We start from the raw sequence: 22,362 nt of genomic DNA on the forward strand, positions 1-22,362 counted from the left end.
GGTGCCCGCCGAGAGGAGAAAACCGTGAAGTACATGATCATGATGTTCGGGTCGCAGAAGGACCTCGTCGACATCGCCGGCGCCTGGAGCGCCGACGAGGTCAAGGCCCTGCACGAGTTCATGACCAAGTGGAACAACGATCTGGTCGAGTCCGGCGAGTTCGTCGACGCGCAGGGCCTCTCCCAGCCGGCGCACGCCCGCCGCATCTCCCTGCGGGACGGCGCGCCCGTGGTGACGGACGGACCGTACGCCGAGACGCAGGAGGTCCTGGTCGGGTACACGACCGTCGACTGCGTGAGCTACGACCGCGCGACCGAGATCGCGGCCCGGCTCGCGGCCACCCCGCATCCGGAAGGCAGCGACCTCGGCCGCGACTGGTACGTCGACATCCGGCCGTGCGCCGACAGCTTCGAAGAACTGGAGCTCTAGGTGCCGGACAGCGGCGTCGAGGAGCTGCTGCGCGAGCTTTCGCCGCAGGTCCTCGGCGCTGTCGTCCGCCGCTACGGTCACTTCGACCTGGCGGAGGACGCGACGCAGGAGGCGCTGCTCGCGGCCGCGACGCAATGGCCCGCCGAAGGGCGGCCCGAGAATCCGCGCGCGTGGCTCATCACGGTCGCCTCACGGCGGCTGACCGACCTCCTCCGTGCCGAGCAGGCGCGGCGCCGTCGCGAGGACACCGTCGTCCACCGGACCTTGCCGGAGGAGCACCTCGCCCCCGCCGCCGACCGGCGTGCCGCCGACTCCGACGACACGCTCGTCCTGCTCTTCCTGTGCTGCCACCCGTCCCTGTCGCCCGCGTCGCAGATCGCGCTGACCCTGCGCGCGGTCGGCGGCCTCACCACGGCGGAGATCGCCCGCGCGTTCCTGGTGCCCGAAGCGACGATGACCCGGCGGATCAGCCGCGCGAAGGCCGGTATCAAGGCCAGTGGCGTCCCGTTCGGCATGCCGCCGGAACCGGGACGGCTCGACGCGGTGCTCCACGTGCTGTACCTGATCTTCACCGAGGGATACGCCAGCACGTCCGGCCCCGATCTGGTGCGGAGCGACCTTTCCGCCGAAGCCATCCGGCTGACCAGGATCGTCCACCGGCTGCGGCCGGACGACAGCGAGGTCACCGGCCTGCTCGCACTCATGCTGCTCACCGACGCGCGCCGTCCGGCGAGGACGGGGCCGGACGGCGCGCCGATCCCGATGTCCGAACAGGACCGGGGCCGGTGGAACACCGAGTACGTCACCGAGGGCATCGCGCTGCTGTCCGAAGCGCTGCCCCACGGGCCGACCGGGCAGTTCCAGATCCAGGCGGCCATCGCCGCGCTGCACGACGAGGCGCCGAGCGCCGAGGAGACCGACTGGCCGCAGATCGAAGCGCTGTACGAACTTCTGTTGCGGCTCTCCGACAATCCGGTGGTGGCGCTGAACCACGCCGTCGCCGTCGGAATGGCCCGAGGGCCGCGAGAAGGCTTGGCGGCGCTGGAAGAACTCGGTGACCGGATCTCCGGCGACCACCGGTTCCACGCCGCCCGCGCGCATCTGCTGGAGATGGCCGGAGACATCGCCGAAGCAGTCGAGTCCTATGTGGACGCCGCGCGGCTGGCCACCGGCCTGCCGCACCAGCGCTATCTCCACGCCCGGGCCGAACGCCTGCGGGGGTCGTGAGTGTCGTTCTACCGACCCGAAACACTCACGCACCCAGCGCGAACCCGCCGCGCCTTGGCGAGGGGAACCTTCCCCGCATCCAATGCAGCGAAAGCGCCCTTCACAACAGAACCCGAAACACCACGACCAGCACCAGCGCTATCTCCACGCCCGGGCCGAACGCCTGCGCGGGTCGTGAGTGGCAAGTGTCGTTCTAACGACCCAAATCACTCACGACCCACCGCTACCGAAGTGTCAGCAACTGACGAGGAGCCCGGTGATCGCCGTGCAGGTCGACGACGCGGTGTCGTTGGCGGGGTTCGGATCGGCGACGGAACTCTGCGTGATCTTCGCGGTCGTCTTGACCGGTCCGACGGTCAGCAGCCCGGTCGCGACCGAGAACTTGGCCGTGGCACTGGCTCCGGACGCGAGCGATGAGAAGTCGCAGTTGACGACCTTGGTGCCGCTCGGGTTCGAGCAGGCCGACGAGCCGGTGAAGCGCAGCCCGTTGGCGAGGGTCGACGCCACCCGGATCCCGGACGCCGCGGCCGGGCCCGCGTTCGTGACCTTGACCGTGTAGTCGATCGACGACGTCAGGAGCCCACGCGGGGACGCGGTCAGCGTGACCCCGAGGTCGGCGGCGATCGTGCCGCCGGTGATGGTCAGGACGGGACCGTCGAACGTCTCGAAACTGTAGTTCTCACCGAGGAACTGGTGCCGCAGGGTCACCGGGCCGAGCGGGGCGTCGTCCTTGATCCGCAGGGTGAACGTCACCTTGCGGCTGTCGCCGGGGGCCACGTCCCCGACCCCGCCGCGAATGCTCACGACATGCGAGCCACAGGTGAGCGCGCCCGGGCACGAGACGACCTCGGCGATCCCCGTGAGCGGCGTCTCGGCGGTGTAGAGCGTCGCCGCCCCACCCTCGATGGCCGCGTCCGTGAGCGCGTTGTACAGCGAGTGCTCGACGGTGAACGTCTGTCCACGCTGGACAGTGGTCGGGGCGACCACCACCGAACTGGTGGGAGTCTCGGCGAAGGCGGGGGACGGCGACACGAGGGTGATCGTGGCGGTCGCGACCACAAGCGACAGAAGTGTGGCTCTTCGGAGCTTCATCGGTTCTCACAATTCCCGTCGGGGGCGTCGCGCCGATCGGTGCGGACAACGATCAGTCGCCGGGTGACGGGCATTCGTTACCGGTGTTCCCCCGGCGAACCCGCCGCTCTCACCCGCTCGGAGCAACCCATCCGTCAGCTCGCGCCGTCGCCGCGGAGCGCGGGAAGCAGATTCGCCTCCTCGTAGGCGAAATGCTCTTCGAGTCCGTTCACCACGCGCTCGAATTCCTCGCGCAGCGCCGCGCGTTCGATCGTGCCCTCGCCTCGCAGCAGCCGATCGAGATCGCGCAGTGCGCGGGACACGGTCTCGTGCTCCTGACGCAGCCGCTTCAGCGCCGGCGCGAGCCCGGGATGGGCCTTCTCGATCGCGGTGAACGCGCCGTCCTCCCGGAGATGATGCATGCTCAGGTCGTTGCAGAAAGTCACGCAATGGCCGAGTAGTTCGCGCCGCAGATCAGGCCGGTCCGCGACCGGCGCGCCGTCGAGTTCGGCCCGCGCGGCCGCCAGTGTCTTGCGGAGCTCCGCGTGGTGGACGAGCAGTTGATCGGCGATCGCCCGGCCGCGGGCGGCATCGACCTCCAGCAGGTGCAGCGTGAAGCCCCGCTCCCCGCCTTCGAGCAGCACGGCACGCGCGGCGTGCGGCACACCGTCGATCTCGAGAGTCGCTTGTGGACTGACCAGAAGGTCGCGATACCAAGGCGAATCGTCGTCGAGCGCGAAAACCAGGTACCGGCTTCCGGCCGGGCGGCAGTCGACGCGAGTGGTGCGGGGACGCCCCGTTTCGGCGTCCGCGGTGGTCATCAGCACCGGCACTCCCCAGGTAGCATCATCGAGAAAGCTATTTTGCTTTGCAAGCAAAGCCTCTTTGCTTGCAAAGGTATCCAGGAGGGTGCCCGGTGTCAACCGAGGACATGGAAGTCGACGACGCCGTGCGGGCATTGCTGCTGCTCATGCCGCGGATGGTCGGACGCGCGAAGCGGATCAAGATCCCCGACGAACTCCAGTCGTTGTCACTGGCTCCGCGTCATCTGTCGCTGTTGTCGTACCTGCTCTTCGACGGGCCCATGACGGTGAACGAACTGGCCGAACGGCTGGAGGTCGCCCCGACCACGGTGAGCCTGATGGTCGGCGAACTGACCAAGAAGGACGTGCTCGACCGGCGCGAGGACGAGGCGGACCGGCGGCGGCGGATCGTCGCCATCGCCGAGCCGATGCGGCCCGCGATCGACGGCTGGCTCGCGCGGGGCGCCCGCGCCTGGCAGAAGGCACTCACGCCGTTGACCCCGGCCGAGCGGCGCATGTTCATCGATACCCTGCGCGCGTACGAAGACGGACTGACCGACTAGGAGGAGCGGTGCGCTACCTGCTCATGCTCTGCGGAACCGACGGCGATCCGGCGGTGACCACGGACATCACCGAGCCCTGCCGCGCCTGGAGCGAAGAGATGACGCGGCGCGGCCTGCGTGTCAACGGAATGGGCCTGCACCCGCCGGCGTCGGCGACGACCGTCCGCGTCCGCGGCGGCGAGGCACTGCTCACGGACGGTCCGTTCGCCGAGACGAAGGAACAGATCGGCGGCATCAACATCCTCGAATGCGACAGCCGCGAACAAGCCGTCGAGGCGGCGAAGACCCATCCCTGGGCCGCGATCGGCACGATCGAGGTCCGCGAACTGCTTTAGGCGCTGTCCTGCAAGTCCGCGCCTGCGCCGAGTGTTCGAGAGGGGTCGTGAGTGGTAAGGACGGTTCTAACCGTCCTTACCACTCACGACCCCCCGCGCAAAGTACTCAAAATGGACGCTGTCACTCACGACCTCGTTGGCGGCGTTCCACAGGTGGCCGTGCGGCCGGAGCTTGTCGCGAAAGCCACTTTCGCGACGTCTGATGTCCCGAAAGTGGCTTTCGCGACACCTGGATGCGCAGACCGCCAACAGGACTACCGGACACCGCTTTAGGCGATCCGGACGGTGACCTGGTTGTCGGCGTAGGTGTAGGCCACGTATTCGAATTCGACGCCGGTGCGTTCGACGTACTCCAGCCACGCCTTGTGCTCGTGCCGCTGCCAGCCTGGATAATTGAAGAACTCGTCGAAATGCACGATGCTGCCGGACCGCAGACGCGGGCCGACCAGATCGAGCACGGTTTTCGCGGAGCTGTACAGATCGCCGTCCACGTGCAGGAAATCGACGACGCCTTCGTGCCGCTCGAGAAAACCGGGAAGCGTGTCGGCGAACAGACCGACGACGAGTTCGGCGCCGGGGACATCGGGCAGGTCGTCGCGCGCGAACGAACCGGCGGGCATCCCGTTGAGCCAGTTCTCCGGCAGGCCTTGGAACCAGTCGAATCCGTAGGTCTCGACACCACCACGGGCCTTGGCGATCACGCGCAGCGTGTTCCCGCTCGCGACGCCGAATTCGAGGGCCATTCCCCCGGACGGGGCAAGGGAAAGCGCGTACGCGAGAGTCTCTTGCGGACGCGCGAAGTGCTTGGTCCCGGTCAGATGCTCACGGGCGAAACGATTGCTGTCCCTGGCCGCGTCCTGGTCGCCTGCGTAGATGATGTCGCGACGGCTCCGGATTTCGAACTCGACGATCCGATCGAAACAGCGATCGCCCTGCCGGACGATCTCCGCGCGCAGTTCCGCGGCGACCCGGTCCAGTTCCTCCGTATAAGGATCATGGAATCGGCGGGCGAGCCGGTGCAGGCCCCGGCCGAGCGTGCCACGAGCCGACCGGCTCAGGGTTTTCAGGGCTGAATGGGGTACCAGGTGACGCATCCCGGGACGATACACCAGCACCTTTCGGGTGAACGGGTTCAGAACGCGCGAGGCCCGGTTTCGTTGCGGTAACCGAGGGGTCCGCTCCCAGCATCGCGATCGCCGCCGGTACTCGGGTACCGGCACGGGAAAGGGAGCACGATGAGCAGGATCGTCATCTTCGGGGCGGGTGGACGCGGCGGACGCCGTGCCGTCGCCGAAGCCGTGAGCCGGGGGCACCAGGTCACCGCCGCCGTCCGGGATCCCGGCCGCCACGCGGATCTCGCCGGGGGCAACGTCACTGACCGGTCGACCACTCACTCCAGTCTCCGTGATCGCCACGCCTGCCACACGTCCACCGGCAACCACAGCTTGGCCAGGAAAGCCGCCAGCACACCTCCCCACCAGTACATGAAGGCCCCCTTCACTGCGTCTAGCGCAGTGAAGGGGGCCTTCATGTACTGGGACCAACGTAGGACTTCTAGCGCTCCGGCGCGTCGCCGCCGTTCTGCTCGGCCAGGAACCGCTCGAACTGGTTGCCCAGTTCCTCGGCGGTCGGCATGTGCTCGACCGACTCCGCCAGCAGGCTTTCCTTCCCGGAAGCCTCCATGAACGTGTCGTACTGCTGCTCCAGCGCGCGCACGACGCCGGCGACCTTCTCCGATCCGGCGACCTGGCGGGCGATCTCCGCTTCCGCCTCGTGCGACGCCTTCCGCAGTTCCCCGTCCGGCAGGTTCAGCCCGGTCGCCGCGGCGACGGCGCCGAGCAGGTTCAGCGCGGCACTCGGGTACGTCGATTCCTCCAGGTAGTGCGGCACGTGCGCCGCGAATCCGGAAGCGTCGTGCCCCCACTCGCCGAACCGGAACTCCAGGAGCCCGGCGATACTGCCCGGCACCTGCATCCGGTTGGGCAGCGGGCGGTGTTCGCCGACGAGTTCGTTCCGCGTCGCGTGCGCGGTCACGCCGAGCGGGCGGGTGTGCGGCGCGCCCATCGGGATGCCGTGGAAACCGGTCGTGAGCCGGACGTCCCAGCGTTCGACGAGCCCGCGCACCGCCGCGCAGAACCGCTCCCAGTCGTGGTCCGGCTCCGGCCCGGTGAGCAGCAGGAACGGCACTCCGTCGGCGTCGTGCAGCAGGCGGACGACCAGTTCGGGGGCGTCGTAGGCGTCCCAGTGGTCGATCGAGTACGTCATCGCCGGACGGCGCGAGCGGTAGTCGATGAGGCGGTCCACGTCGAACCGCGCGATCACCCGGTGCTCGGAGGAGTTCAGCAGCTGCTCGGCCACGAGCCTGCCCGCCGAACCCGCGTCCATGAAGCCGTCGAAGTAGTGCAGGAGCACGGCCCCGCCGAGGTCAGGGACGTCCGAGTCCACCTCGTACAGGTCTTCCGGGTCCAGCGCCACCAGATCCTCCAGGTTTCGTGGGTACGACCGTCTACAGGTGCCAACGCCCCGATAGGGGGTATCCATTCCGCCGACGGTGGCTTGGATCCTATCGGTCCGTGACAGGTGTCGTGGGCGGTCCACACCGAGGTGGTGCAGGGTGGAGGGGTGACAGAAGAGACGCTCGGCCTGCGCCCGCCCGCCAATCGGGTGAGCAGGCGCGCCATCGGCTACTGGACGGTGTGGGCCGCGGTCGGCTGGGTGATCCTCATCGCCGCGCAAGCGGTGTTCGTCCTCACGAGCGACGACGCGCCGACGTGGCTCACGGTGACCTTGACGATCTCCTGCGTGGTCGCGCCGCTGCATCTGCTGGTCATGCCGCAGTGGCGCTACCGGATCCACCGCTGGGAGGTCACCGGCGAAGCCGTGTACACCCAGGAAGGCTGGCTCAGCCAGGACTGGCGGATCGCGCCGATCTCGCGGATCCAGACCGTCGACATCGAACGCGACCCGGTCGAGCAGTTGTTCCGGCTGGCGAAGATCACCGTGACGACGGCGTCGGCCGCGGGCCCGGTCAAGATCGCCGGTCTCGACCACGCCGAAGCGCTGAAGCTGGCCGCGGAACTCACGAAGACCACGCAGGCCACGCCGGGTGACGCGACATGAGCACCGAGGCACCACCGGGCGCCGCCGTCGGCCAGTGGCGCCGGCTCGACCGCCGGATGCTGCTGATCCGGCCGGTGCTCGACGTCGTCAAATCACTCCCGGTGCTGATCGGGACGGTGATCCTCGGCCGGGGCAACGGCTGGGAGTGGTTCGGGCTCGGCGTCACCGCGCTGACCGTGTTCGTCGGTGTCTCGCACGTGCTCACTTCCCGGTACCGCATCGCGGACGGCCAGGTGGAATGGACCACGGGCCTGTTGCTGCGCAAGCATCGCGCGATCCCGCTGGACCGGGTGCGCACGGTCGACGTCACCTCGGAACCCAAGCACCGCTTGTTCTCCCTCAGCGCCGTGCGCATCGGCACCGGACGGCATTCACCCGCCCAGGGCGCGAACGGCGATCAGCTGGTGCTCGACGCCGTCAGCAAGACCGAGGCCCACCGCCTGCGCACGGTTCTCTTGCACCGCAAGGAGATTCCCAGCGAAACCGAGGCGGCGCCGCCACCGGAGCAGGTCGTGGCGGTGGTCGACCGCAAATGGGTGCGGTACGCGCCGTTCACGCTGTCCGGGCTCGCCGTGGTGGGCGCGATCTTCGCCGCGGTCTGGCATTTCGCGCACCAGCTGGACATCGCGCCGGAGAACGTCGGCCCGCTGCGGGATCTCATGGACGATCTGGCGAACACGGCGGTGTGGCTGATCGTGGTCGTCGCGGCGGTCGTCCTGCTCGTGGTCGTCTCCCTGCTTTCCGTCGGCGGCTACGTCCTGTCGTTCTGGAACTTCAAGCTCACCCGGGAGACGGAGGGCACCCTGCACGTCCGGCGCGGGCTGATCACCACGCGTTCGGTGTCCATCGAAGAAGAACGGCTTCGCGGCGTCGAAGTGAAAGAGCCGCTGCCGCTGCGGATCGCGGGCGGGGCGCGGCTCACCGCGATCGTCGGCGGGCTGCGGGAGGGCAAGGGCGGGGACAAGGGCGGCGGGCTCCTGCTGCCGCCCGCGCCCGTCGACCGGGTCCACGAGGTCGCTGCCGAGGTGCTGCGGGAGAATTTCGACCCGGCCACCGTCCCGCTGAACCGGCATCCCCGGCGGGCGCTGACCAGGCGGCTGACCCGCGCGGTCGGCGGCGTGCTGATCCTGGCCGCCGCCCTGTTCGGCTCGGCGTGGATCGATTTCCTGCCGTCGTGGATGTGGCAGGTCGCGCTCGGCCTGGTCCCGCTCGCCGCGCTGGTGGGCTGGGACCGCTATCGCAATCTCGGCCACGCGATCGTCGGGCGATATCTGGTCAGCCGGTCGGGTTCGCTGGCGCGGGCGACGGTGGCGATCCGGCGCGAGGGGCTCACCGGTGTCGTCGTCAGCCGATCGTTCTTCCAGCGCCGCGCCGGACTGATCACCGTGACGGCCCCGATCGCGGCGGGCAAGGGCGGCTATCAGGTGGTCGACGTCGGCGAATCGGCCGGGCTCGCGATGGCGGAGCAGGCGGCGCCCGGTCTGCTCACGCCCTTCCTGCGCCGGGAGGTTCAGCGATAGCCGGTGACGTCCGCGGGCAGGCCGGGGTCCTGGACCTCGACGAGATAGCGCCAGCAATCGGGACGGCTGCCGTCGAGGTCGGTGAATCCGTATTCCTTCGCCAATTCGCCACTGGACACCGATTTCCCGTTCCAACGGGCGACTTCCGCGTCGCAGGCCAGCGCCGCGACCGCCCTGCCGACGAACGCCGGGCTTTCAGAAATGGCGAAATGCGGCTGTACCTCCGTCGCGTCCCGCCAATTCTCTTCGGTCACCCGATAAGCGTCGAGCATCGCTTCGGAACGCAACCAGCCCGGCGTGACGGACACCGCGGTACCGCCATGCGGTGCCAATTCGTGCCCGAGCGCGAACGCCATCCGGTTCACCGCGGTCTTGGCCAGATCGTAGAAGAACGAAACCCGGTAGTTCTCCGCGTTGTATTCGGCGGTGCCGTCGTTGACCTCGACGACCAGCGCGCCGGGCCTCCTGATCATGAGCGGGAGCGCGAAATGACTGGTGATGGCGTGGGTGTCGACGGCGAGCCGCAGCGTCCGCAGGCCGACGTCCAAAGTGGACTCCCAGACCGTCTTCCCCCATTCGATGGGCGCGCCGTAGATGTCGTTGACGAGCACGTCCAGCGCACCCTGCTCGGCGTCGATCCGCTCCACCAGTTCGCGGACCCGGTCCGCCGCCAAATGGTCCACACCGATCGCGATCCCGTGCCCACCCGCTTCGTCGACGAGCGCCGCCGTCTCCTCGATCGTCTCCGGGCGATTCATTTCCGATCGCCGGGAACCGGTACTGCGACCGGTCACGTAAACGGTCGCGCCGGCGGCGCCCAGCTGGACCGCTATTCCCCGCCCTGCCCCGCGAGTCGCTCCGGCGACCAACGCGATCTTGCCGGCCAATGGCTTTTCCATGGACCGAACCTAGCAAGAAGTCCGCCTGTTCATGGACCAAAGACCCTGGTCCGCAATTCACACAATGTGCTAGCTTCTTGACTCTTCGTGATTCCCCGGCGAGAGGTCGAGATGACGCCTGCCGCACGATCCCTGGACACCACCGCCCCACCGAAACGCACCCCCGGCGCCAGCAGCTCGCGCAAAGTACTGCAGCTGCTGCTCTCCTTTTCCGAACGCCGCTGGGACGCGAGCGTCGCCGAACTCGCGGCGAGGATCGGCACCCCGGTCGCCACGACATACCGCTATGTCGCGCTGCTGAAGGAACTCCAGCTCCTGGAGGAGGGCAGGACGGGGCGCTATCACGTGACGAGCCAGGTGATGCCGCTCGCGCGGGCCGCGCAACTGGCCAACGATCTCGCCAGGCTGGCCCGCCCGACGATGGAGGAGGCGGCTCGCGACCTCGGCGAGACGGTGCTGCTGTTCCAGCATTTCGGCGAATCCGCGGTCTGCGCGGACCGCGTCGAATGCGAACGCGCGATGCGGTTCACCTTCCAGCCGGGGCATTCCGTCCCGCTCGGCACCGGCGCGTCGGGCAAGATGCTGCTCGCCATGCTGCCGGAGGGCGAACGCGAACGGCGGCTTTCCTCGATCGTCCAGCGCCGCGGCCCTGGCGTGCGGGAAGAGGTCAAACGCGCCGGGGCGAACCGGTTCGCGGTCAGCTGGGGCGAACTGGACGACGGCGTCTGGTCGTGTTCCGTGCCGATCCCGAGCACCGGGCACCGGCCCGCGGTGCTGACACTGGCCGCCCCCGCGACCCGGATCGGCGACGACGCGAAACGAGCGGCCATCGTCGCGCTCCAGTCGTACGCGAGCAGGATCCACCGCGCCGTCTCGTCGTTCGCTCTCTGATCACGCGAGTTCGCCCTAATTCACGCGCCTCCATGAGCCCCGGCTGGGTAGAACTCGACCCGTGATCCGACTCGCCACCCCCGAAGACCTTCCCGTACTCCAGGACATCGAACGCGCCGCCGGCGAACCGTTCCGCGCGCTCGGCATGGCCGCGATCGCCGACGACGACCCGCCGTCGATCGCGGACCTCACGGTCTTCCAGCGCGAGGGCCGGGCCTGGGTGTGGGACGCGGGCGACGGGCCGGTGGCGTATCTGCTCGCCGAGGTCGTCGACGGTCACGGCCACATCGAGCAGGTGTCCGTCCATCCGGATCACGCGCGCCGAGGTCTCGGGCGGCGGCTGATCGAGCACGCGGCGGAGTGGGCTTCGCGCGAAGGGCTCGCCGGACTGACACTGACGACGTACGCCGAGGTGCCGTGGAACGCGCCGTACTACGCCCGGCTCGGCTTCGCGACGCTCGACGAGGAGAGCCTCACCGAGGGCCTGCGAGCCGTCCGGGACCACGAAATCGCCCGCGGCCTGGACGCGTGGCCGCGGGTGACCATGCGTCGATGACCCGCCCGGGGGGTTGGGTTGGCGACCAGTGTCGAACATGTGTTCTACTGTCGGCGCCGGCCCCGGAGGGGGAAGCTCCGCGGGCCGGCACCGGACTTCAGGGAGGCACGGATGGCCGTCAAGATCACCCATCTCACCAACGGGCAGCAGGTGCGCTTCGCCAACGCGGACGGCGCCCGGCGCTACGCCGAGATCATCGGCGGCGGGGTCGACAAATGGCGGTTCACCGTGGTCAGCGGGCATGACCGCCCGGAATTGTCGGGGCGGGTCGTTAATGTGCCGGTATGGCGTATGACTTCCAGGTGACCGTGGACTCCGCTCATCCGCACGACCTCGCCGACTGGTGGGCGGAGCTGCTCGGATGGCGGGTCGAGGCGAGCAACGAGGAGTTCATCCGCGAGATGATCGCCAAGGGGTACGCCTCCGAGGAAGCGACGACCACGCACAACGGTGTCCTGGTGTGGAAGGACGGCGCGGCGATCGTCCACCCGGAGACCGGGCAGCGGTTCCTCTTCCAGCTGGTGCCCGAGGGGAAGACGGTCAAGAACCGGCTGCACCTCGACATCCGGATGGGGGCGGGCAAGATCGAGGCCGAACTCGAGCGGCTGACCGCGCTCGGTGCGACGTTCCTGCACCGCGGCAAGCAGGGGCCCGCCGAGTGGATCACGATCGCGGACCCGGAGGGCAACGAACTCTGCCTCACCTGAGGCGGGCCTGCGAGGGCCCGCCACTGGGGGTGTCATGAAGGGACCTGGTCCCGTCGGCTGTGCCCTTCATGACCGAGCGCGCGGCCCTCGTGCGCGAGTACGTGAAGGCCTCTTTCACGGCGCCTGGCGCTGTGAAGGAGGCCTTCACGTTACCCCTCAGGCGACTAGGCGAGCTTGTCCAGCGCAGCTTGCTGGTCGGCTCGATGATCCTGGCCAAAACCAACGCCTTGAACACCTCGTCCCGCTCGGCAGCCGCAGCGAACCCCAGCGTGTCGTATCCGCGGCCCAACGCGTCCAGCAGGTGCCCCGCACGCGTGGACGTGATCGGCAACAGACCACCTCCGTTGGCCGGACCGTCCGGCAGGCGCAGATCCAACTCGCCCTGCCCCGCGGCCAGCCGCTGCCGCGCCACCGCCTTGAGCAGCTCCAGGTCCGCATCCGTGTGCGCAGATCCGATGTGCTCGATGTCCCGCGAACCCCGCCGCTGGGAATGCACGATCTGCACCGCCCGCGCCCCTGACGCCGTCTTCACCGTCCGCACGTACGCCACGACCGACACCATAGAACCCCGACCCGTTTAGTGCGTGCCTCCCGACACAACACCCCAGGTCAAACCCCACAGACCCCCGAATCAGCCAACCGTGAGTCAAGTCGGGTTAGTGCGTGACTTTGCGGGCGTGGATCTTCGAGGATGGCCTGCTTCTCGGCGGGGATGGCGGGCGAAGGTCTGTGTCGTGCCATTGATCGCGATGGTCGCCGAGCGCAGCGGCCGCGGCTGCTTGATGACGTTGCGGATCGCCAGCTGAGTCGGCAACCGAGACCTCGCCGCCGACGCTGGTGGCTCTGCAAGGATGGTGGCCATGGCGAGCTTCCACGCGCGGTACGTGTCCGGTGATCCCGACGACGTATGGCGCGACCTGCGCGGTCTTGGCCTACGGGTCTTCGACGCCCCGTACCGCGAGGACGCCGAGGCGGTGGCGCGCGAGTTCGCCGACCGTGCCCGCAGGAACGTCGAGACGCTCGTTGAGCGGCTGCAGGCGCGGGGCTTCCGTGCGGAAGAGAACGACGACGAGGGGACGCCGTGTCGCGCCCACGTTCCCCCGTCGCCGGGCGCGCCCGCGCTGGCCGACTGGCTGGAGGTGACGTTCGCGCCGTTCCCGATGACGATCAGCGCGTGGATCCGGCAGGTGGGCGATGTGTGGCTCGTCGGGGAATTGCCGGGTTGGCCGGCCAGCGTGCTCGCGGACCCGTTGGTAGTGCAGCTCGAGTGGGCCGAGCGGGGCGGCTCGCGCTCCTACTACGAGGCCGAGCACGCCGCGTACCTCAGCGACACCGCGCGCCGGGACGCCGGCATCCCGTTCCAGCTCGACTACGCGCCCGACGAGCTCCACAAGGCGAACATCAGCGGCGACGCGCCCTACGGCATCGACCTGCCCGGCCCCGGAATCGACGGGAAGGTGGGGCCCGCGATCTGGTTCGTCGACGATCTCAACACTGCGTTCGCGGCCGGCGGCTTTCCCGGTGCGCTGTGGGACGAGGGCTACCAGGAGCCGCCCGCCGGATTGCGTGAGTCGCTCGCCGCGGGGCTGCTGCGGCTCTGAGGCCGCCAGACGGCTGGCCGGTCAGACCCAGTTGACTCATTCGGTTAGTGCGTGAAAACAGCCCCACCTGCAGGCATCACCTCAGGTGAACGCGACGCGGGCCTCACGAGCGCGGCACCGTGAGCCAACTCAGGCTTCACGTTATCCCTCAGGCGACTAGGCGAGCTTGTCCAGCGCACGCGGCAGAGCCGTAGCGAGCAGGTCGAGCTCGGTCTCCCCGGCGATCAACGGCGGCGACACCGCGATCCCCTTGGCCAGGTTCCGTACGAGGACGCCTTCGTCCCGTGCCAGCCGCTGCAGCCGGTTCGCCGCGCCGGGGTTCGCCTCGACGACTTCGGCCTTCAGCTCGACCGCGCCGAGGAAGCCGAGCCCGGCCCGGACCTCCGCCACCAGCGGATGCGAAGCGAGCCCGGAAAGCGCGTCCGCCAGCGGCTTCTCCAGTTCCCGCCCGCGCGGGATGAGCCCGTCGCGCTCGTAGATGTCCAGCGTCGCGTTCCCCGCGGCGCACGCGACCGGGTGCCCGGCGTAGGTCGCGCCGTGCCGCAGCACCGGCGCACCCGGCGCGCCGGTGAAGAACGGCTCGGCCACCCTCGGCGCGACGATCAGCGCGCCCAGCGGGATCGTCCCGCCGGTGATGCCCTTCGCGGTCGTGATCATGTCCGGTTTCACGGCCCACCGATCGATCCCGAACCAGGTGCCCAGCCGCCCGAACGCGCCGATCACACAGTCCGCGACGAACAGCACGTCGTGTTCGCGGCAGATCCCGGCGACCGTCTCGATGTACCCGTCCGGGGGAAGCAGGACGCCGCCCGCGCCGATCACCGGTTCGCAGAAGAACGCCGCGACCCGCTCCGGCCCGACCCGCAGGATCTCGGCTTCGAGCGCTTCGGCGCTGTCGTACGGCACGTGCGAGAAGTCGCCCGGCAGCGGCCCGAACCCCGCCGCGTTGGCCGCGATCCCGCCGACGGCCGTGCCGAAACCGTGCGTCCCGTGGTAGCCCTGCACCCGGCCGATGACGTGCACCTTCTCCGGGCGCCCGGTGTGCGCGAAATACGAACGGGCGATCTTGACCGCGGTGTCGATGGCGTCACCGCCGCCCGAACCGAAGAACACCTTCGAGCCCGGTTCCGGCGCCAGCGCGGAGACGCGTTCGGCGAGCTTCAGTGCGGGCTCGTTGGCGTGGTAGCCGAACAGGTTGTACGAATCGAGCGTCCGCAACTGGTCCGCGACGGCCCGCGCGATCTCCTCACGCCCGTGCCCGAAGTTCGCGTACCAGAGCGACGCCGTCGCGTCGAAGTACCGCTTGCCCTCGTCGTCCCAGACGTAGGAACCCTCACCGCGGGTGATGACGAGCCGGTCGCCGTCGACCGCCCCCATGTCCGCGAAAGGGTGCCACAGCGGATTGCGCGCGGACGCCGACGAAACCATGATCTTCCTCCTCGTGCTCGTGCCCCCATCCTCACCCGGATCCGGCCGGGACGCGAACACTCCATCGTGCACAGTTCGTGCCTCGGATCTGTCCGGCCTGTCGCGCCCGGGGGACTCGACAGATGTCGCGAAAGCCACTTTCGGGACATCAGGTGTCCCGAAAGTGGCTTTCGCGACACCCCAGGATCGGCGGCGGACACCTACCCGCGGCCCTTCTGGCAGTTGTTGCGAAAGCCACTTTCGCAACCTTCAGCGTTGGGAAAGTGGCTTTCGCAACGCGCTGGAAGCGCCGCCCGCCTCCACTCAAGACTCGCGACGGTCATAAGCGGCCAGAAGCTGCTTCTCCGCATCCCGCAGGTACTTCTCCAGCGCCGTCTCAGCGGGCCCGAAGCGCCCCCGCTCCAGATCCCGCAGGATCCGCTCGTGCCGCTCCAGGAACGGCTCGAAGAACGCGCGGGTGTTCTCCGCCAGTACGAAGAAGAGCCGCGTCTCCGCCAGCACCTGGCGCATCGTCGTGCTGACCCGCTCGCTTCCGGCCAGGTCGCCCACCGCCTGGTGGAACGCGATACTCGCGGTCCCGACGGCCTGCCAGTCGCCTTCGTCGGCCGCGGCACGGCCGTCCCGCACCGCGTCCGCGATCACCGACAGGTCCACAGTGGACAGCTCGGCCGCGCGCCGCAGCGCACCGCATTCGGTGACCCGCCTCATCACGTAGAGATCCGAGATGTCCTGCGCGGTCAGCTCCCGCACGAACACGCCGCGGTTGAGTTCGTGCACCGCGAGCCGCTCGTGCGCCAGGAGCTGGAAGGACTCGCGCAGGGTGTTGCGCGAGACACCCAGCGCGGCGCTGATCGACGGTTCCGAAAGCCTCGACCCGGGCGGGAAGACGCCTTCGGTGATGCGCTGGCGCAGGATCTCGGCGACCCGTTCCGCCGTCCCGCTCCGTTCGAGCAAGGGTCTGTCGCTGGCCAGCGTCTCCTCGGCGGCAGATGTGGACATGGCGCTACCTGACACCGAGTTCGAAGTCGAGGCTGTACCGGTTGCCCGGCATCGCGCCGGCGGCCTTGGCGCCGTCGACCGGGAGGGCGACCCCGTTGACGAACCGGGATTCGTCGCTGGCCAGGAAGACCACCGCTTTCGCGACTTCCCACGCCTCGCCGACCCGCGCCGCCGGCGTGCTCGCGGTCAGCTGGTGTTGCTTGGCTTCGAACTCCTCCGGCGACGCGAGGGTGCCGCGCAGCATGTCCGTGTCGATCGCGCCCGGGTTGACCGTGTTCGCGCGGATGCCCTGGTGCGCGTGCGCGACGGCGATCGACTTCGTCAGGCCGACCAGCGCGTGCTTGGTGGCGTTGTACACCGGGTCGCCGGGGCGGCCCATCACCCCGCCGTTGGACGACGTCGTGACGATGCTGCCCGCCTTGTTCGCGATCATGTGCGGCAATACGGCCCGCGTGCCGAGGAAGGCCGCGCGCACGTTCAGCGCGAAGATGTCGTCGAACTCCGCCAGCGTGGTGTCCACCAGCGGTTTCCCGAGGTGGATGCCGACGTTGTTGAACAGCACGTCGATCCGGCCGGTTTCGGCGACCACCCCGCGCACGAATTCGTCGACCTGTCCTTCGTCGGTGGCGTCCACAAGGGACTGACGGACGCCTTCGACGGCCTCCGCGGGTTCACGGATGTCACTGGAGAACACGGTCGCGCCCTCGGCGACGAACTCCTTCACGGTGGCGAGGCCGATGCCCCTCGCTCCCCCGAAGACCACCGCGACCTTGCCGGCCAGCCGACCCATGCTCATCTCTTCCCTCTCGACGAAACCGCTGTGTAGTCCTCCGGAAGGCGCACCAGCGCTCCGGGTTCTCCGTGATAGGTGACCTCGACGCCGTACAGCTCGCGCGCCGCTTCCACCGAGATGTATCCGTCGACGACGTCGGCGAGCACAGCCTCCGGATCCCGCTCGAAGGGGTCGCCGTAACCACCGCCACCGGGAAGGACCACGTTCACCACGTCGTCCGGACGCAGGTTCACCCGGCTCTTCGACGGCAAGGGACCGCGGGTCAGCTCGAACCGGCCGACCGCGCCGTCGTGTCCCGAGTCCACACCGGACGCCGGCCGAAGCACCCGGTCGACGTTCCCGTTGACACTCCACGAGATCTCACCGCGGGCGGCCATGGTGGTGCACTGGCCAAGGCCGCCGCGCCACTTTCCGGCGCCGCCCGAGTCCGAGCGCAGCACCCGTTCGAGCTGGATCAACGGCGCCATCGTCTCGATGACCTCCGTCGGCGTGGATCGCAAGCCGCTCGGGAACCCCGTGGTGTTCAGTCCATCCTTTATGGACCTAGCGCCGATCCCGCCGGTCTGGAAGACGTTGAGCATGAACTCATGGCCTTCGGCGTCCGTGCCGCGCCAGATCGTCATCCACAACGCGTCCGCGCTGTGCGCCATGGCGTTGCCGGGCAAGGCGGTGAGCAGCAGTGAAGGCAGGAAGTGCCCGATCAGGTGCCGCGACGCGACCGGCGCGGGCGGCGTGCAGTTGAGCACCGAGCCCTCCGGGGCGGTGACGTGCACCGGCCGGAACGAACCCGCGTTGTGCGGCACCTCCGGCGAAATGGCCGCCTTGACCGCGAACGACGCGTACGCCCTGGTGTAGTTCAGGACGACGTTGATCCCGCGGCGGCTCTGCGGCGACGAGCCGTCGAAATCGAGGTGGATGTCCTCGCCGTCGATCGTCACGGCGACCTTGAGGACGACCTCTTCGTCGTCGAACCCGTCGGTCACCAGCTCGCTGGTGTAGGTGCCGTCCGGCAATTTCGCCAGCGCGGCCCGCAGCGCCCGCTCGGAGCGGTTCATGATCTCCGCGGCGACGTCGTCGAGCGAATCGAGCCCGAATTCCTCCAGCAGCCGCACCAGGCTGGCGGCGCCGACCTCGTTCCCGGTGACCTGCGCGTACAGGTCGCCGATGGTCTCCTCCGGGGTGCGGACGTTCGCGCGGATCAGCAGTTCGAGATCCGCGTTGACCTCGCCCGCGCGGAGGAACTTCATGATCGGCAGGCGCAGGCCCTCTTCGAAGACCTCGGCGGCCTCGGCGGAGACCAGGCGCCCGCCGATGTCCGGGGCGTGGCAACAGGAGGCGAACCACGCGACCAGCCGTCCGCGCAGGAACACCGGCGTCGCGACGGTGATGTCGTTGATCTGCCCCGCCGTCTGCCACGGGTCGTTGGTGAGCAGGACGTCGCCGGGTTCCAGCGTCTCCGGCGGGTACGCGGCGACGAAATGGTGCATCCCGGTGGCCATCGCGTTGATGTGGCCGGGCGTTCCGCCGACGGACTGGCCGATCATCTCGCCGCGGGAGTCGAACACCGCGCAGGCGAGGTCGAGCGATTCCCGCACCACGGACGAGAACGCCGTGTTGACGAGGGCGTTCTGCTGTTCGGCCAATATCGAATGCAGCCGGTTTCCCAGCACTCCTACCAGGATCGGGTCGACGCTCATACCGTCACCACCAGACTGGCGTCTTCGCGGACGACACAACGCGCACCCGGCGGAACGACCACAGTGGACTCTCGTTCCTCCACGATGGCCGGGCCCTCGACGCGATCACCCGGCTTGAGCCGGTACCTGTCGAACACCGCCGTGTCGACAAAGCCACCTTCGGCGGGGAAGTACGCGGGACGGCTCCCCTTGCGCGCGTCACCCTCGGCCTCGGCGCTCGCGAGTTTCAGCGTGACCTCGGGCGCCGGGCCGCTGGAGACGACGCGCCAGTTCAGCACCTCGATCGCGACGTCCGGCCCGGTCCGCCGGTACAGCGTCCGATAGGTCTCGGTGAACGCGTCGATCAGCGACGCCGGCCAGTCCCCGTCCTCGACCGGCACCCGGATCTCGTAACCCTGCCCGGAGTACCGCATCTCGGCGATCCGGCGGTGCGTCACCTCCGCACCGTCCACACCGGACTTCTCCAGCAGCTCCGCGCCTTCGGCTTCCATCTCTCCGAACAGCGCGCCGACCTGTTCCCAGGAAAGGTCGAGAACCGCGGAGCGCGCCGAACGCACGAAGTCGAAAGCCAGTGGCGCGGTGAGGAATCCCGCCGCGCTGAGCACCCCGGCGGCGGGCGGCGCGACCACCTCGGGCGCGCCGAGCGCCCGCGCCACCCCGACGCCGTGCACCGGTCCGGCTCCGCCGAAAGTGAACATCGGCAGCTTCGCCGGATCCTTGCCGCGTTCGACGGCGTGGACCCTGGCGGCATTGGCCATGTCCTCGTCGACGCTGGTGTGGATGCCCCACGCGGCCTCTTCGACACTGACGCCGAGCGGTCCGGCGATCTTCGAGCGGATCGCCTCGCGCGCGCCGTCGGGATCCAAAGTCATTCCGCCGCCGAGGAAATACCCCGGATCGAGATAGCCGAGCACGAGGTCGGCGTCCGTCACGGTCGGCTCGGTGCCACCTCGGCCGTAGCAGACCGGGCCGGGCTCGGACCCCGCCGAATCCGGGCCGACGGTCAGCAGGCCGAGCGCGTCGATCCGCGCGATCGAGCCGCCGCCGACGCCGATCTCGATCATGTCCGTGACCGGTACCTTGACCGGCAGCCCGGATCCCGGCAGCAGCCGGTACTTCCGGTCCACTTCGAACTCGTGCGTCACCAGCGGCGCGCCACCGGAGATCATGCACAGTTTCGCCGTCGTGCCGCCCATGTCGAAGGCCAGCAGATCCTCGACGCCTGCCGCGGCACCGATCGCGGACGCGGCCAGCGCGCCACCCGCCGGGCCGGATTCGAGGATGCGGATCGGGTAGCGCGCGGCGGTGTCGACGGTCGCGATCCCGCCGTTGGACAGCATGATGTGCGGTGACGGCCGCACCCCGGCCGCGTGCAGCCGTCTTTCCAGGTCACGCAGGTACCGTTCGGTGAGGTCCTGGACGTAGACGTTCGCGACCGTGGTCGACATGCGTTCGAATTCGCGGATCTCGGGGACGACCTCGCTGGAAAGCGCGACCCGCAGACGGGGCGCGACCTCCCGCAGCACCTCGGCGGCCCGTCTTTCGTGCGCGGGATTGGTGAAGGCGTGCAGGAAACAGATCGCGACCGCGTCGATCCCCCGGGCGTCGAGCTCCCGGCCGAGCCGCGCGACGTACTCCTCGTCCAGTCCTGTGTGGACAGTTCCGTCGGCGAGGATCCGCTCGGGGACGTCGAACCGCAGATGCCGTGGTACCAGCGGCGTCGGCAATTCGATGAGCAGGTCGTACAGTTCGTAGCGATGCTCGCGCCGCATCTCCAGCACGTCGCGGAAACCGGCCGTCGCCAGCAGGGCGGTGCGTGCCCCTTTGCGTTCGATCAGCGCGTTCGTGACCAGCGTCGTGCCGTGCACGAACTGCTCGACGTCGCCCGCGTCGAGCCCGGCGTCCGCGAGTGTCCTCTTGAGACCTTCTTCGACCGCGCGGGCGGGCTCGTCGTGGGTCGTCAGCACCTTGCCGACGGCCACGACCCCGGTCTCGTCGAGCACGCAGAGATCGGTGAACGTGCCGCCGATGTCCACGCCGACGCGGAGCCCGCTCACGGGGATTCCTTGCGGTACCAGCGCGGCGAGGTGTTGAGCGGCGGAGCCATCTTCGCGCGCACGACCAGCACGTTGGGCTCGTCGGACTCGACGAATTCGCCGAGCAGCCGCCGGAACGCGCGTCCGAAGCCGGAGACGCGGTCCGCGTGTACGCCGAAAGCCCTCGCCAGGCCGACGAAATCGGGACTGTCCCAGTCCACCCCCCGGCGTGGCAGCCCCGCGCGATCCTGGTCGTAGCGGAGCATCCCGTAGCCACCGTCGTCGACGAGGATCACCGTGACCGGCAACTGTTCCTGCGCGAGCGTGTGCAGATCGCCGCAGCCGAACAGGAAACCGCCGTCACCGCTGACGCAGATCGCGCGGCCGGCGCCCGCGGCACCCGCGCCGAGCGCGGCGGGGAAGCCGTAGCCGAGGGTGCCCCAGCCCATCGGGTACGCGAGCTTGCGCGGCGCGCGGACACGATGGAACCCGCCGATCCAGTACCCGGCCACACACATGTCCGCGACCACGACCGCGTCCTGCGGCAGTACCTCGTCCAAAGTGGACAGAAGGTCCGCGGCCTGCGGTTCCTCCTCCTTGATCCGCTGCCGGACCCGGGCGGAGACCTTGGCGAGCCTGCCGACGAGTGCCGCGATACCCGCCCGTTCCTCGACTTTCAGCGCCTCGACGAGGACCCTGGCATCCCCGACCAGCGTGATGTCCGGCTGGTAGTTCTTGGCCGCGTCGTCCGGGTCGACGTTGATCGCGATGAGCTTCTTCGGCTGCGGCATCAGCCAGTTCTGCGTCATCAGCCCGTCGAAGTCCGTGCCGATCGCGAGGACGACGTCGGCCTCGTCCCACAGGGCGCCGACCTCGGGCGCGTGCACCGGATTCGGGGCGAGACAGGGATGATCGACCGGCAGGAGGCCGCGGGCACCGAACGTGGTGAGCACCGGCGCGGCCAGCCGTTCGGCGAGTTTCCCGATCGCCTCACCCGCCTCGGCGCGCAGCGCGCCGCCGCCCGCCCAGATCAGCGGCCGGTCGGCGGTGGCCAGGAGCGCCTCGGCCTCGGTGAGGTCCGGGATCTCGGACGGCCGGGCGTGCGACCGCGGCGGGCGGCGCGCGGGCGTCCGCTCCGACAGGAAGTCGGCGGGGATGCCGAGGTACACCGGCCCGCTCTGCGGCTGGAGCGCGAGCCGGGCCGCGCGGTGGAGGGTGGCGGCGACCTGGTCGGCGCTCGTCACGGTGAAGCCGGCCTTGGTGACCGGAGCGAACATCGCCTGCTGGTCCGACGTCTCGTGCAGTACGCCGCGGACCACGCCCGGCCGCCGCAGCGTGGACGGGATGTCGGTCGCGATGATCAGCACCGGCGCGGCCGACGCCATGGCCTCGCCGACGGCGGCGAGCGTGTTCGCCGCGCCGGGCCCCGTGGTCACCAGCGCGACGCCGAGCTTCCCCGTCGCACGGGCATAACCGTCGGCCGCGTACCCGGCCGTCTGCTCGTGCCGGACCCCGACGAGCCGGATGTCCGTATCGGCCAGCGCCTCCCATAACGGCAGGTTGTGCACCCCGGGGAGACCGAAGACGACTTCGGTCCCCAGAGCGGTCAGCGCGTCGGCGAGATGCTGGGCTCCGGTGGGTGCAGGCACCTCGCCGATAGTGCCAGATCGTTCAACGATCCAGCAAC

Annotated in this window: 22 protein-coding genes and 2 pseudogenes; 12 read left to right on the plus strand and 12 right to left on the minus strand. The window is 69.2% G+C overall.

Going from position 1 to position 22,362, the window contains the following annotated elements:
- The first annotated feature begins 33 nt into the window (after positions 1–33).
- Together DMH01_RS04640 and DMH01_RS04645 are read left to right on the plus strand one after the other, a co-directional pair.
- A complete protein-coding gene (locus DMH01_RS04640) occupies positions 34–429 on the plus strand; it encodes a YciI family protein (RefSeq protein WP_233621430.1) in 396 nt (131 codons plus the stop codon).
- Positions 430–1,656, plus strand: coding sequence for an RNA polymerase sigma factor (locus DMH01_RS04645; RefSeq protein ID WP_125673848.1), 1,227 nt, complete (start codon positions 430–432; stop codon positions 1,654–1,656).
- A 234-nt stretch (positions 1,657–1,890) separates the two neighbouring features.
- On the opposite strand, the gene DMH01_RS04650 is transcribed toward DMH01_RS04645, so the two are convergent.
- Both DMH01_RS04650 and DMH01_RS04655 read right to left on the minus strand, forming a co-directional pair.
- A complete protein-coding gene (locus DMH01_RS04650; RefSeq protein ID WP_125673849.1) occupies positions 1,891–2,748 on the minus strand; it encodes a DUF11 domain-containing protein in 858 nt (285 codons plus the stop codon).
- A gap of 134 nt (positions 2,749–2,882) precedes the next feature.
- Positions 2,883–3,548 carry a nitroreductase/quinone reductase family protein gene (locus DMH01_RS04655; RefSeq protein WP_125674329.1) on the minus strand — a complete coding sequence of 222 codons (666 nt, stop codon included), beginning with the start codon at positions 3,546–3,548 and terminating at the stop codon, positions 2,883–2,885.
- Positions 3,549–3,658: 110 nt separating this feature from the next.
- Here DMH01_RS04655 and DMH01_RS04660 point away from each other — a divergent pair, with 110 nt between their 5' ends.
- Positions 3,659–4,093: a MarR family transcriptional regulator gene (locus DMH01_RS04660; protein ID WP_125674331.1), complete on the plus strand. Its 435-nt coding sequence runs from the start codon at positions 3,659–3,661 to the stop codon at positions 4,091–4,093.
- Between the two features lie 8 nt (positions 4,094–4,101).
- On the plus strand, positions 4,102–4,428 hold the full coding sequence (locus DMH01_RS04665) for a YciI family protein (protein WP_125673850.1): 327 nt from the start codon (positions 4,102–4,104) through the stop codon (positions 4,426–4,428).
- 269 nt (positions 4,429–4,697) lie between these two features.
- Here DMH01_RS04665 and DMH01_RS04670 read toward each other — a convergent pair whose 3' ends face one another.
- A complete protein-coding gene (locus DMH01_RS04670; protein ID WP_233621400.1) occupies positions 4,698–5,522 on the minus strand; it encodes a class I SAM-dependent methyltransferase in 825 nt (274 codons plus the stop codon).
- Between the two features lie 141 nt (positions 5,523–5,663).
- Here DMH01_RS04670 and DMH01_RS43160 point away from each other — a divergent pair.
- Positions 5,664–5,804, plus strand: a pseudogene (locus DMH01_RS43160) (NmrA family transcriptional regulator); the annotation flags it as partial.
- Positions 5,805–5,982: 178 nt separating this feature from the next.
- On the opposite strand, the gene DMH01_RS04680 reads toward DMH01_RS43160, so the two are convergent.
- Positions 5,983–6,903, minus strand: coding sequence for a proteasome assembly chaperone family protein (locus DMH01_RS04680; RefSeq protein ID WP_125673851.1), 921 nt, complete (start codon positions 6,901–6,903; stop codon positions 5,983–5,985).
- A gap of 105 nt (positions 6,904–7,008) precedes the next feature.
- Between DMH01_RS04680 and DMH01_RS04685 the strand changes: the two genes are divergently transcribed.
- Both DMH01_RS04685 and DMH01_RS04690 read left to right on the plus strand, forming a co-directional pair.
- The gene (locus DMH01_RS04685) at positions 7,009–7,548 is read left to right on the plus strand and encodes a PH domain-containing protein (protein ID WP_199745362.1); all 540 of its coding nucleotides are present in this window, start codon (positions 7,009–7,011) and stop codon (positions 7,546–7,548) included.
- The gene (locus tag DMH01_RS04690; RefSeq protein WP_125673853.1) at positions 7,545–9,068 is read left to right on the plus strand and encodes a PH domain-containing protein; all 1,524 of its coding nucleotides are present in this window, start codon (positions 7,545–7,547) and stop codon (positions 9,066–9,068) included. The genes DMH01_RS04685 and DMH01_RS04690 overlap by 4 nt, the downstream gene beginning before the upstream one ends.
- Here the strand turns inward: DMH01_RS04690 and DMH01_RS04695 are convergent.
- Positions 9,059–9,967: an SDR family oxidoreductase gene (locus DMH01_RS04695; RefSeq protein WP_125673854.1), complete on the minus strand. Its 909-nt coding sequence runs from the start codon at positions 9,965–9,967 to the stop codon at positions 9,059–9,061. The genes DMH01_RS04690 and DMH01_RS04695 overlap by 10 nt on opposite strands.
- Before the next feature lie 111 nt (positions 9,968–10,078).
- Here DMH01_RS04695 and DMH01_RS04700 point away from each other — a divergent pair, with 111 nt between their 5' ends.
- The 4 genes from DMH01_RS04700 to DMH01_RS04715 all read left to right on the plus strand — a co-directional run bounded on the left by DMH01_RS04700 (position 10,079) and on the right by DMH01_RS04715 (position 12,121).
- Complete coding sequence (locus DMH01_RS04700; RefSeq protein ID WP_125673855.1) at positions 10,079–10,858, plus strand: IclR family transcriptional regulator; 780 nt, start codon at positions 10,079–10,081, stop codon at positions 10,856–10,858.
- 61 nt (positions 10,859–10,919) lie between these two features.
- Positions 10,920–11,414 carry a GNAT family N-acetyltransferase gene (locus DMH01_RS04705; RefSeq protein ID WP_125673856.1) on the plus strand — a complete coding sequence of 165 codons (495 nt, stop codon included), beginning with the start codon at positions 10,920–10,922 and terminating at the stop codon, positions 11,412–11,414.
- A 111-nt stretch (positions 11,415–11,525) separates the two neighbouring features.
- Positions 11,526–11,720: a hypothetical protein gene (locus DMH01_RS04710; protein ID WP_020631236.1), complete on the plus strand. Its 195-nt coding sequence runs from the start codon at positions 11,526–11,528 to the stop codon at positions 11,718–11,720.
- On the plus strand, positions 11,699–12,121 hold the full coding sequence (locus tag DMH01_RS04715) for a VOC family protein (RefSeq protein WP_125673857.1): 423 nt from the start codon (positions 11,699–11,701) through the stop codon (positions 12,119–12,121). Before DMH01_RS04710 ends, DMH01_RS04715 begins: the two co-directional genes overlap by 22 nt.
- Positions 12,122–12,308: 187 nt before the next feature.
- On the opposite strand, the pseudogene DMH01_RS43165 reads toward DMH01_RS04715, so the two are convergent.
- Positions 12,309–12,626, minus strand: a pseudogene (locus DMH01_RS43165) (IS1634 family transposase); the annotation flags it as partial.
- Between the two features lie 355 nt (positions 12,627–12,981).
- Here DMH01_RS43165 and DMH01_RS04730 point away from each other — a divergent pair.
- Positions 12,982–13,722: a hypothetical protein gene (locus DMH01_RS04730; protein WP_125673859.1), complete on the plus strand. Its 741-nt coding sequence runs from the start codon at positions 12,982–12,984 to the stop codon at positions 13,720–13,722.
- A 156-nt stretch (positions 13,723–13,878) separates the two neighbouring features.
- Here the strand turns inward: DMH01_RS04730 and DMH01_RS04735 are convergent, their stop codons facing one another.
- The 6 genes from DMH01_RS04735 to DMH01_RS04760 all read right to left on the minus strand — a co-directional run bounded on the left by DMH01_RS04735 (position 13,879) and on the right by DMH01_RS04760 (position 22,324).
- On the minus strand, positions 13,879–15,150 hold the full coding sequence (locus DMH01_RS04735) for an aspartate aminotransferase family protein (protein WP_125673860.1): 1,272 nt from the start codon (positions 15,148–15,150) through the stop codon (positions 13,879–13,881).
- A gap of 303 nt (positions 15,151–15,453) precedes the next feature.
- Positions 15,454–16,149, minus strand: a complete 696-nt coding sequence (locus DMH01_RS04740) for a GntR family transcriptional regulator (RefSeq protein ID WP_125673861.1) — start codon at positions 16,147–16,149, stop codon at positions 15,454–15,456.
- A gap of 4 nt (positions 16,150–16,153) precedes the next feature.
- Positions 16,154–16,939 carry an SDR family NAD(P)-dependent oxidoreductase gene (locus DMH01_RS04745; protein WP_199745364.1) on the minus strand — a complete coding sequence of 262 codons (786 nt, stop codon included), beginning with the start codon at positions 16,937–16,939 and terminating at the stop codon, positions 16,154–16,156.
- A 2-nt stretch (positions 16,940–16,941) separates the two neighbouring features.
- Positions 16,942–18,639, minus strand: coding sequence for a hydantoinase B/oxoprolinase family protein (locus DMH01_RS04750; protein ID WP_125673863.1), 1,698 nt, complete (start codon positions 18,637–18,639; stop codon positions 16,942–16,944).
- A complete protein-coding gene (locus DMH01_RS04755; protein ID WP_125673864.1) occupies positions 18,636–20,696 on the minus strand; it encodes a hydantoinase/oxoprolinase family protein in 2,061 nt (686 codons plus the stop codon). Before DMH01_RS04755 ends, DMH01_RS04750 begins: the two co-directional genes overlap by 4 nt.
- Positions 20,693–22,324 carry a thiamine pyrophosphate-binding protein gene (locus DMH01_RS04760; protein ID WP_125673865.1) on the minus strand — a complete coding sequence of 544 codons (1,632 nt, stop codon included), beginning with the start codon at positions 22,322–22,324 and terminating at the stop codon, positions 20,693–20,695. Before DMH01_RS04760 ends, DMH01_RS04755 begins: the two co-directional genes overlap by 4 nt.
- Between the last annotated feature and the right edge of the window lie 38 nt (positions 22,325–22,362).

The organism is Amycolatopsis sp. WAC 04182 (genome assembly GCF_003947465.1).
GTDB lineage: Bacteria > Actinomycetota > Actinomycetes > Mycobacteriales > Pseudonocardiaceae > Amycolatopsis.

Bases quoted from the DNA above. Each gene is read 5' to 3' on its own strand.
- DMH01_RS04640 (WP_233621430.1), top strand. From the start codon at position 34: ATGATCATGATGTTCGGGTCGCAGAAGGACCTCGTCGACATCGCCGGC.
- DMH01_RS04650 (WP_125673849.1), bottom strand. From the start codon at position 2,748: ATGAAGCTCCGAAGAGCCACACTTCTGTCGCTTGTGGTCGCGACCGCC.
- DMH01_RS04655 (WP_125674329.1), bottom strand. From the start codon at position 3,548: ATGACCACCGCGGACGCCGAAACGGGGCGTCCCCGCACCACTCGCGTC.
- DMH01_RS04660 (WP_125674331.1), top strand. From the start codon at position 3,659: ATGGAAGTCGACGACGCCGTGCGGGCATTGCTGCTGCTCATGCCGCGG.
- DMH01_RS04670 (WP_233621400.1), bottom strand. From the start codon at position 5,522: ATGCGTCACCTGGTACCCCATTCAGCCCTGAAAACCCTGAGCCGGTCG.
- DMH01_RS04690 (WP_125673853.1), top strand. From the start codon at position 7,545: ATGAGCACCGAGGCACCACCGGGCGCCGCCGTCGGCCAGTGGCGCCGG.
- DMH01_RS04695 (WP_125673854.1), bottom strand. From the start codon at position 9,967: ATGGAAAAGCCATTGGCCGGCAAGATCGCGTTGGTCGCCGGAGCGACT.
- DMH01_RS04700 (WP_125673855.1), top strand. From the start codon at position 10,079: ATGACGCCTGCCGCACGATCCCTGGACACCACCGCCCCACCGAAACGC.
- DMH01_RS04710 (WP_020631236.1), top strand. From the start codon at position 11,526: ATGGCCGTCAAGATCACCCATCTCACCAACGGGCAGCAGGTGCGCTTC.
- DMH01_RS04715 (WP_125673857.1), top strand. From the start codon at position 11,699: ATGGCGTATGACTTCCAGGTGACCGTGGACTCCGCTCATCCGCACGAC.
- DMH01_RS04730 (WP_125673859.1), top strand. From the start codon at position 12,982: ATGGCGAGCTTCCACGCGCGGTACGTGTCCGGTGATCCCGACGACGTA.
- DMH01_RS04735 (WP_125673860.1), bottom strand. From the start codon at position 15,150: ATGGTTTCGTCGGCGTCCGCGCGCAATCCGCTGTGGCACCCTTTCGCG.
- DMH01_RS04740 (WP_125673861.1), bottom strand. From the start codon at position 16,149: ATGTCCACATCTGCCGCCGAGGAGACGCTGGCCAGCGACAGACCCTTG.
- DMH01_RS04745 (WP_199745364.1), bottom strand. From the start codon at position 16,939: ATGGGTCGGCTGGCCGGCAAGGTCGCGGTGGTCTTCGGGGGAGCGAGG.
- DMH01_RS04750 (WP_125673863.1), bottom strand. From the start codon at position 18,639: ATGAGCGTCGACCCGATCCTGGTAGGAGTGCTGGGAAACCGGCTGCAT.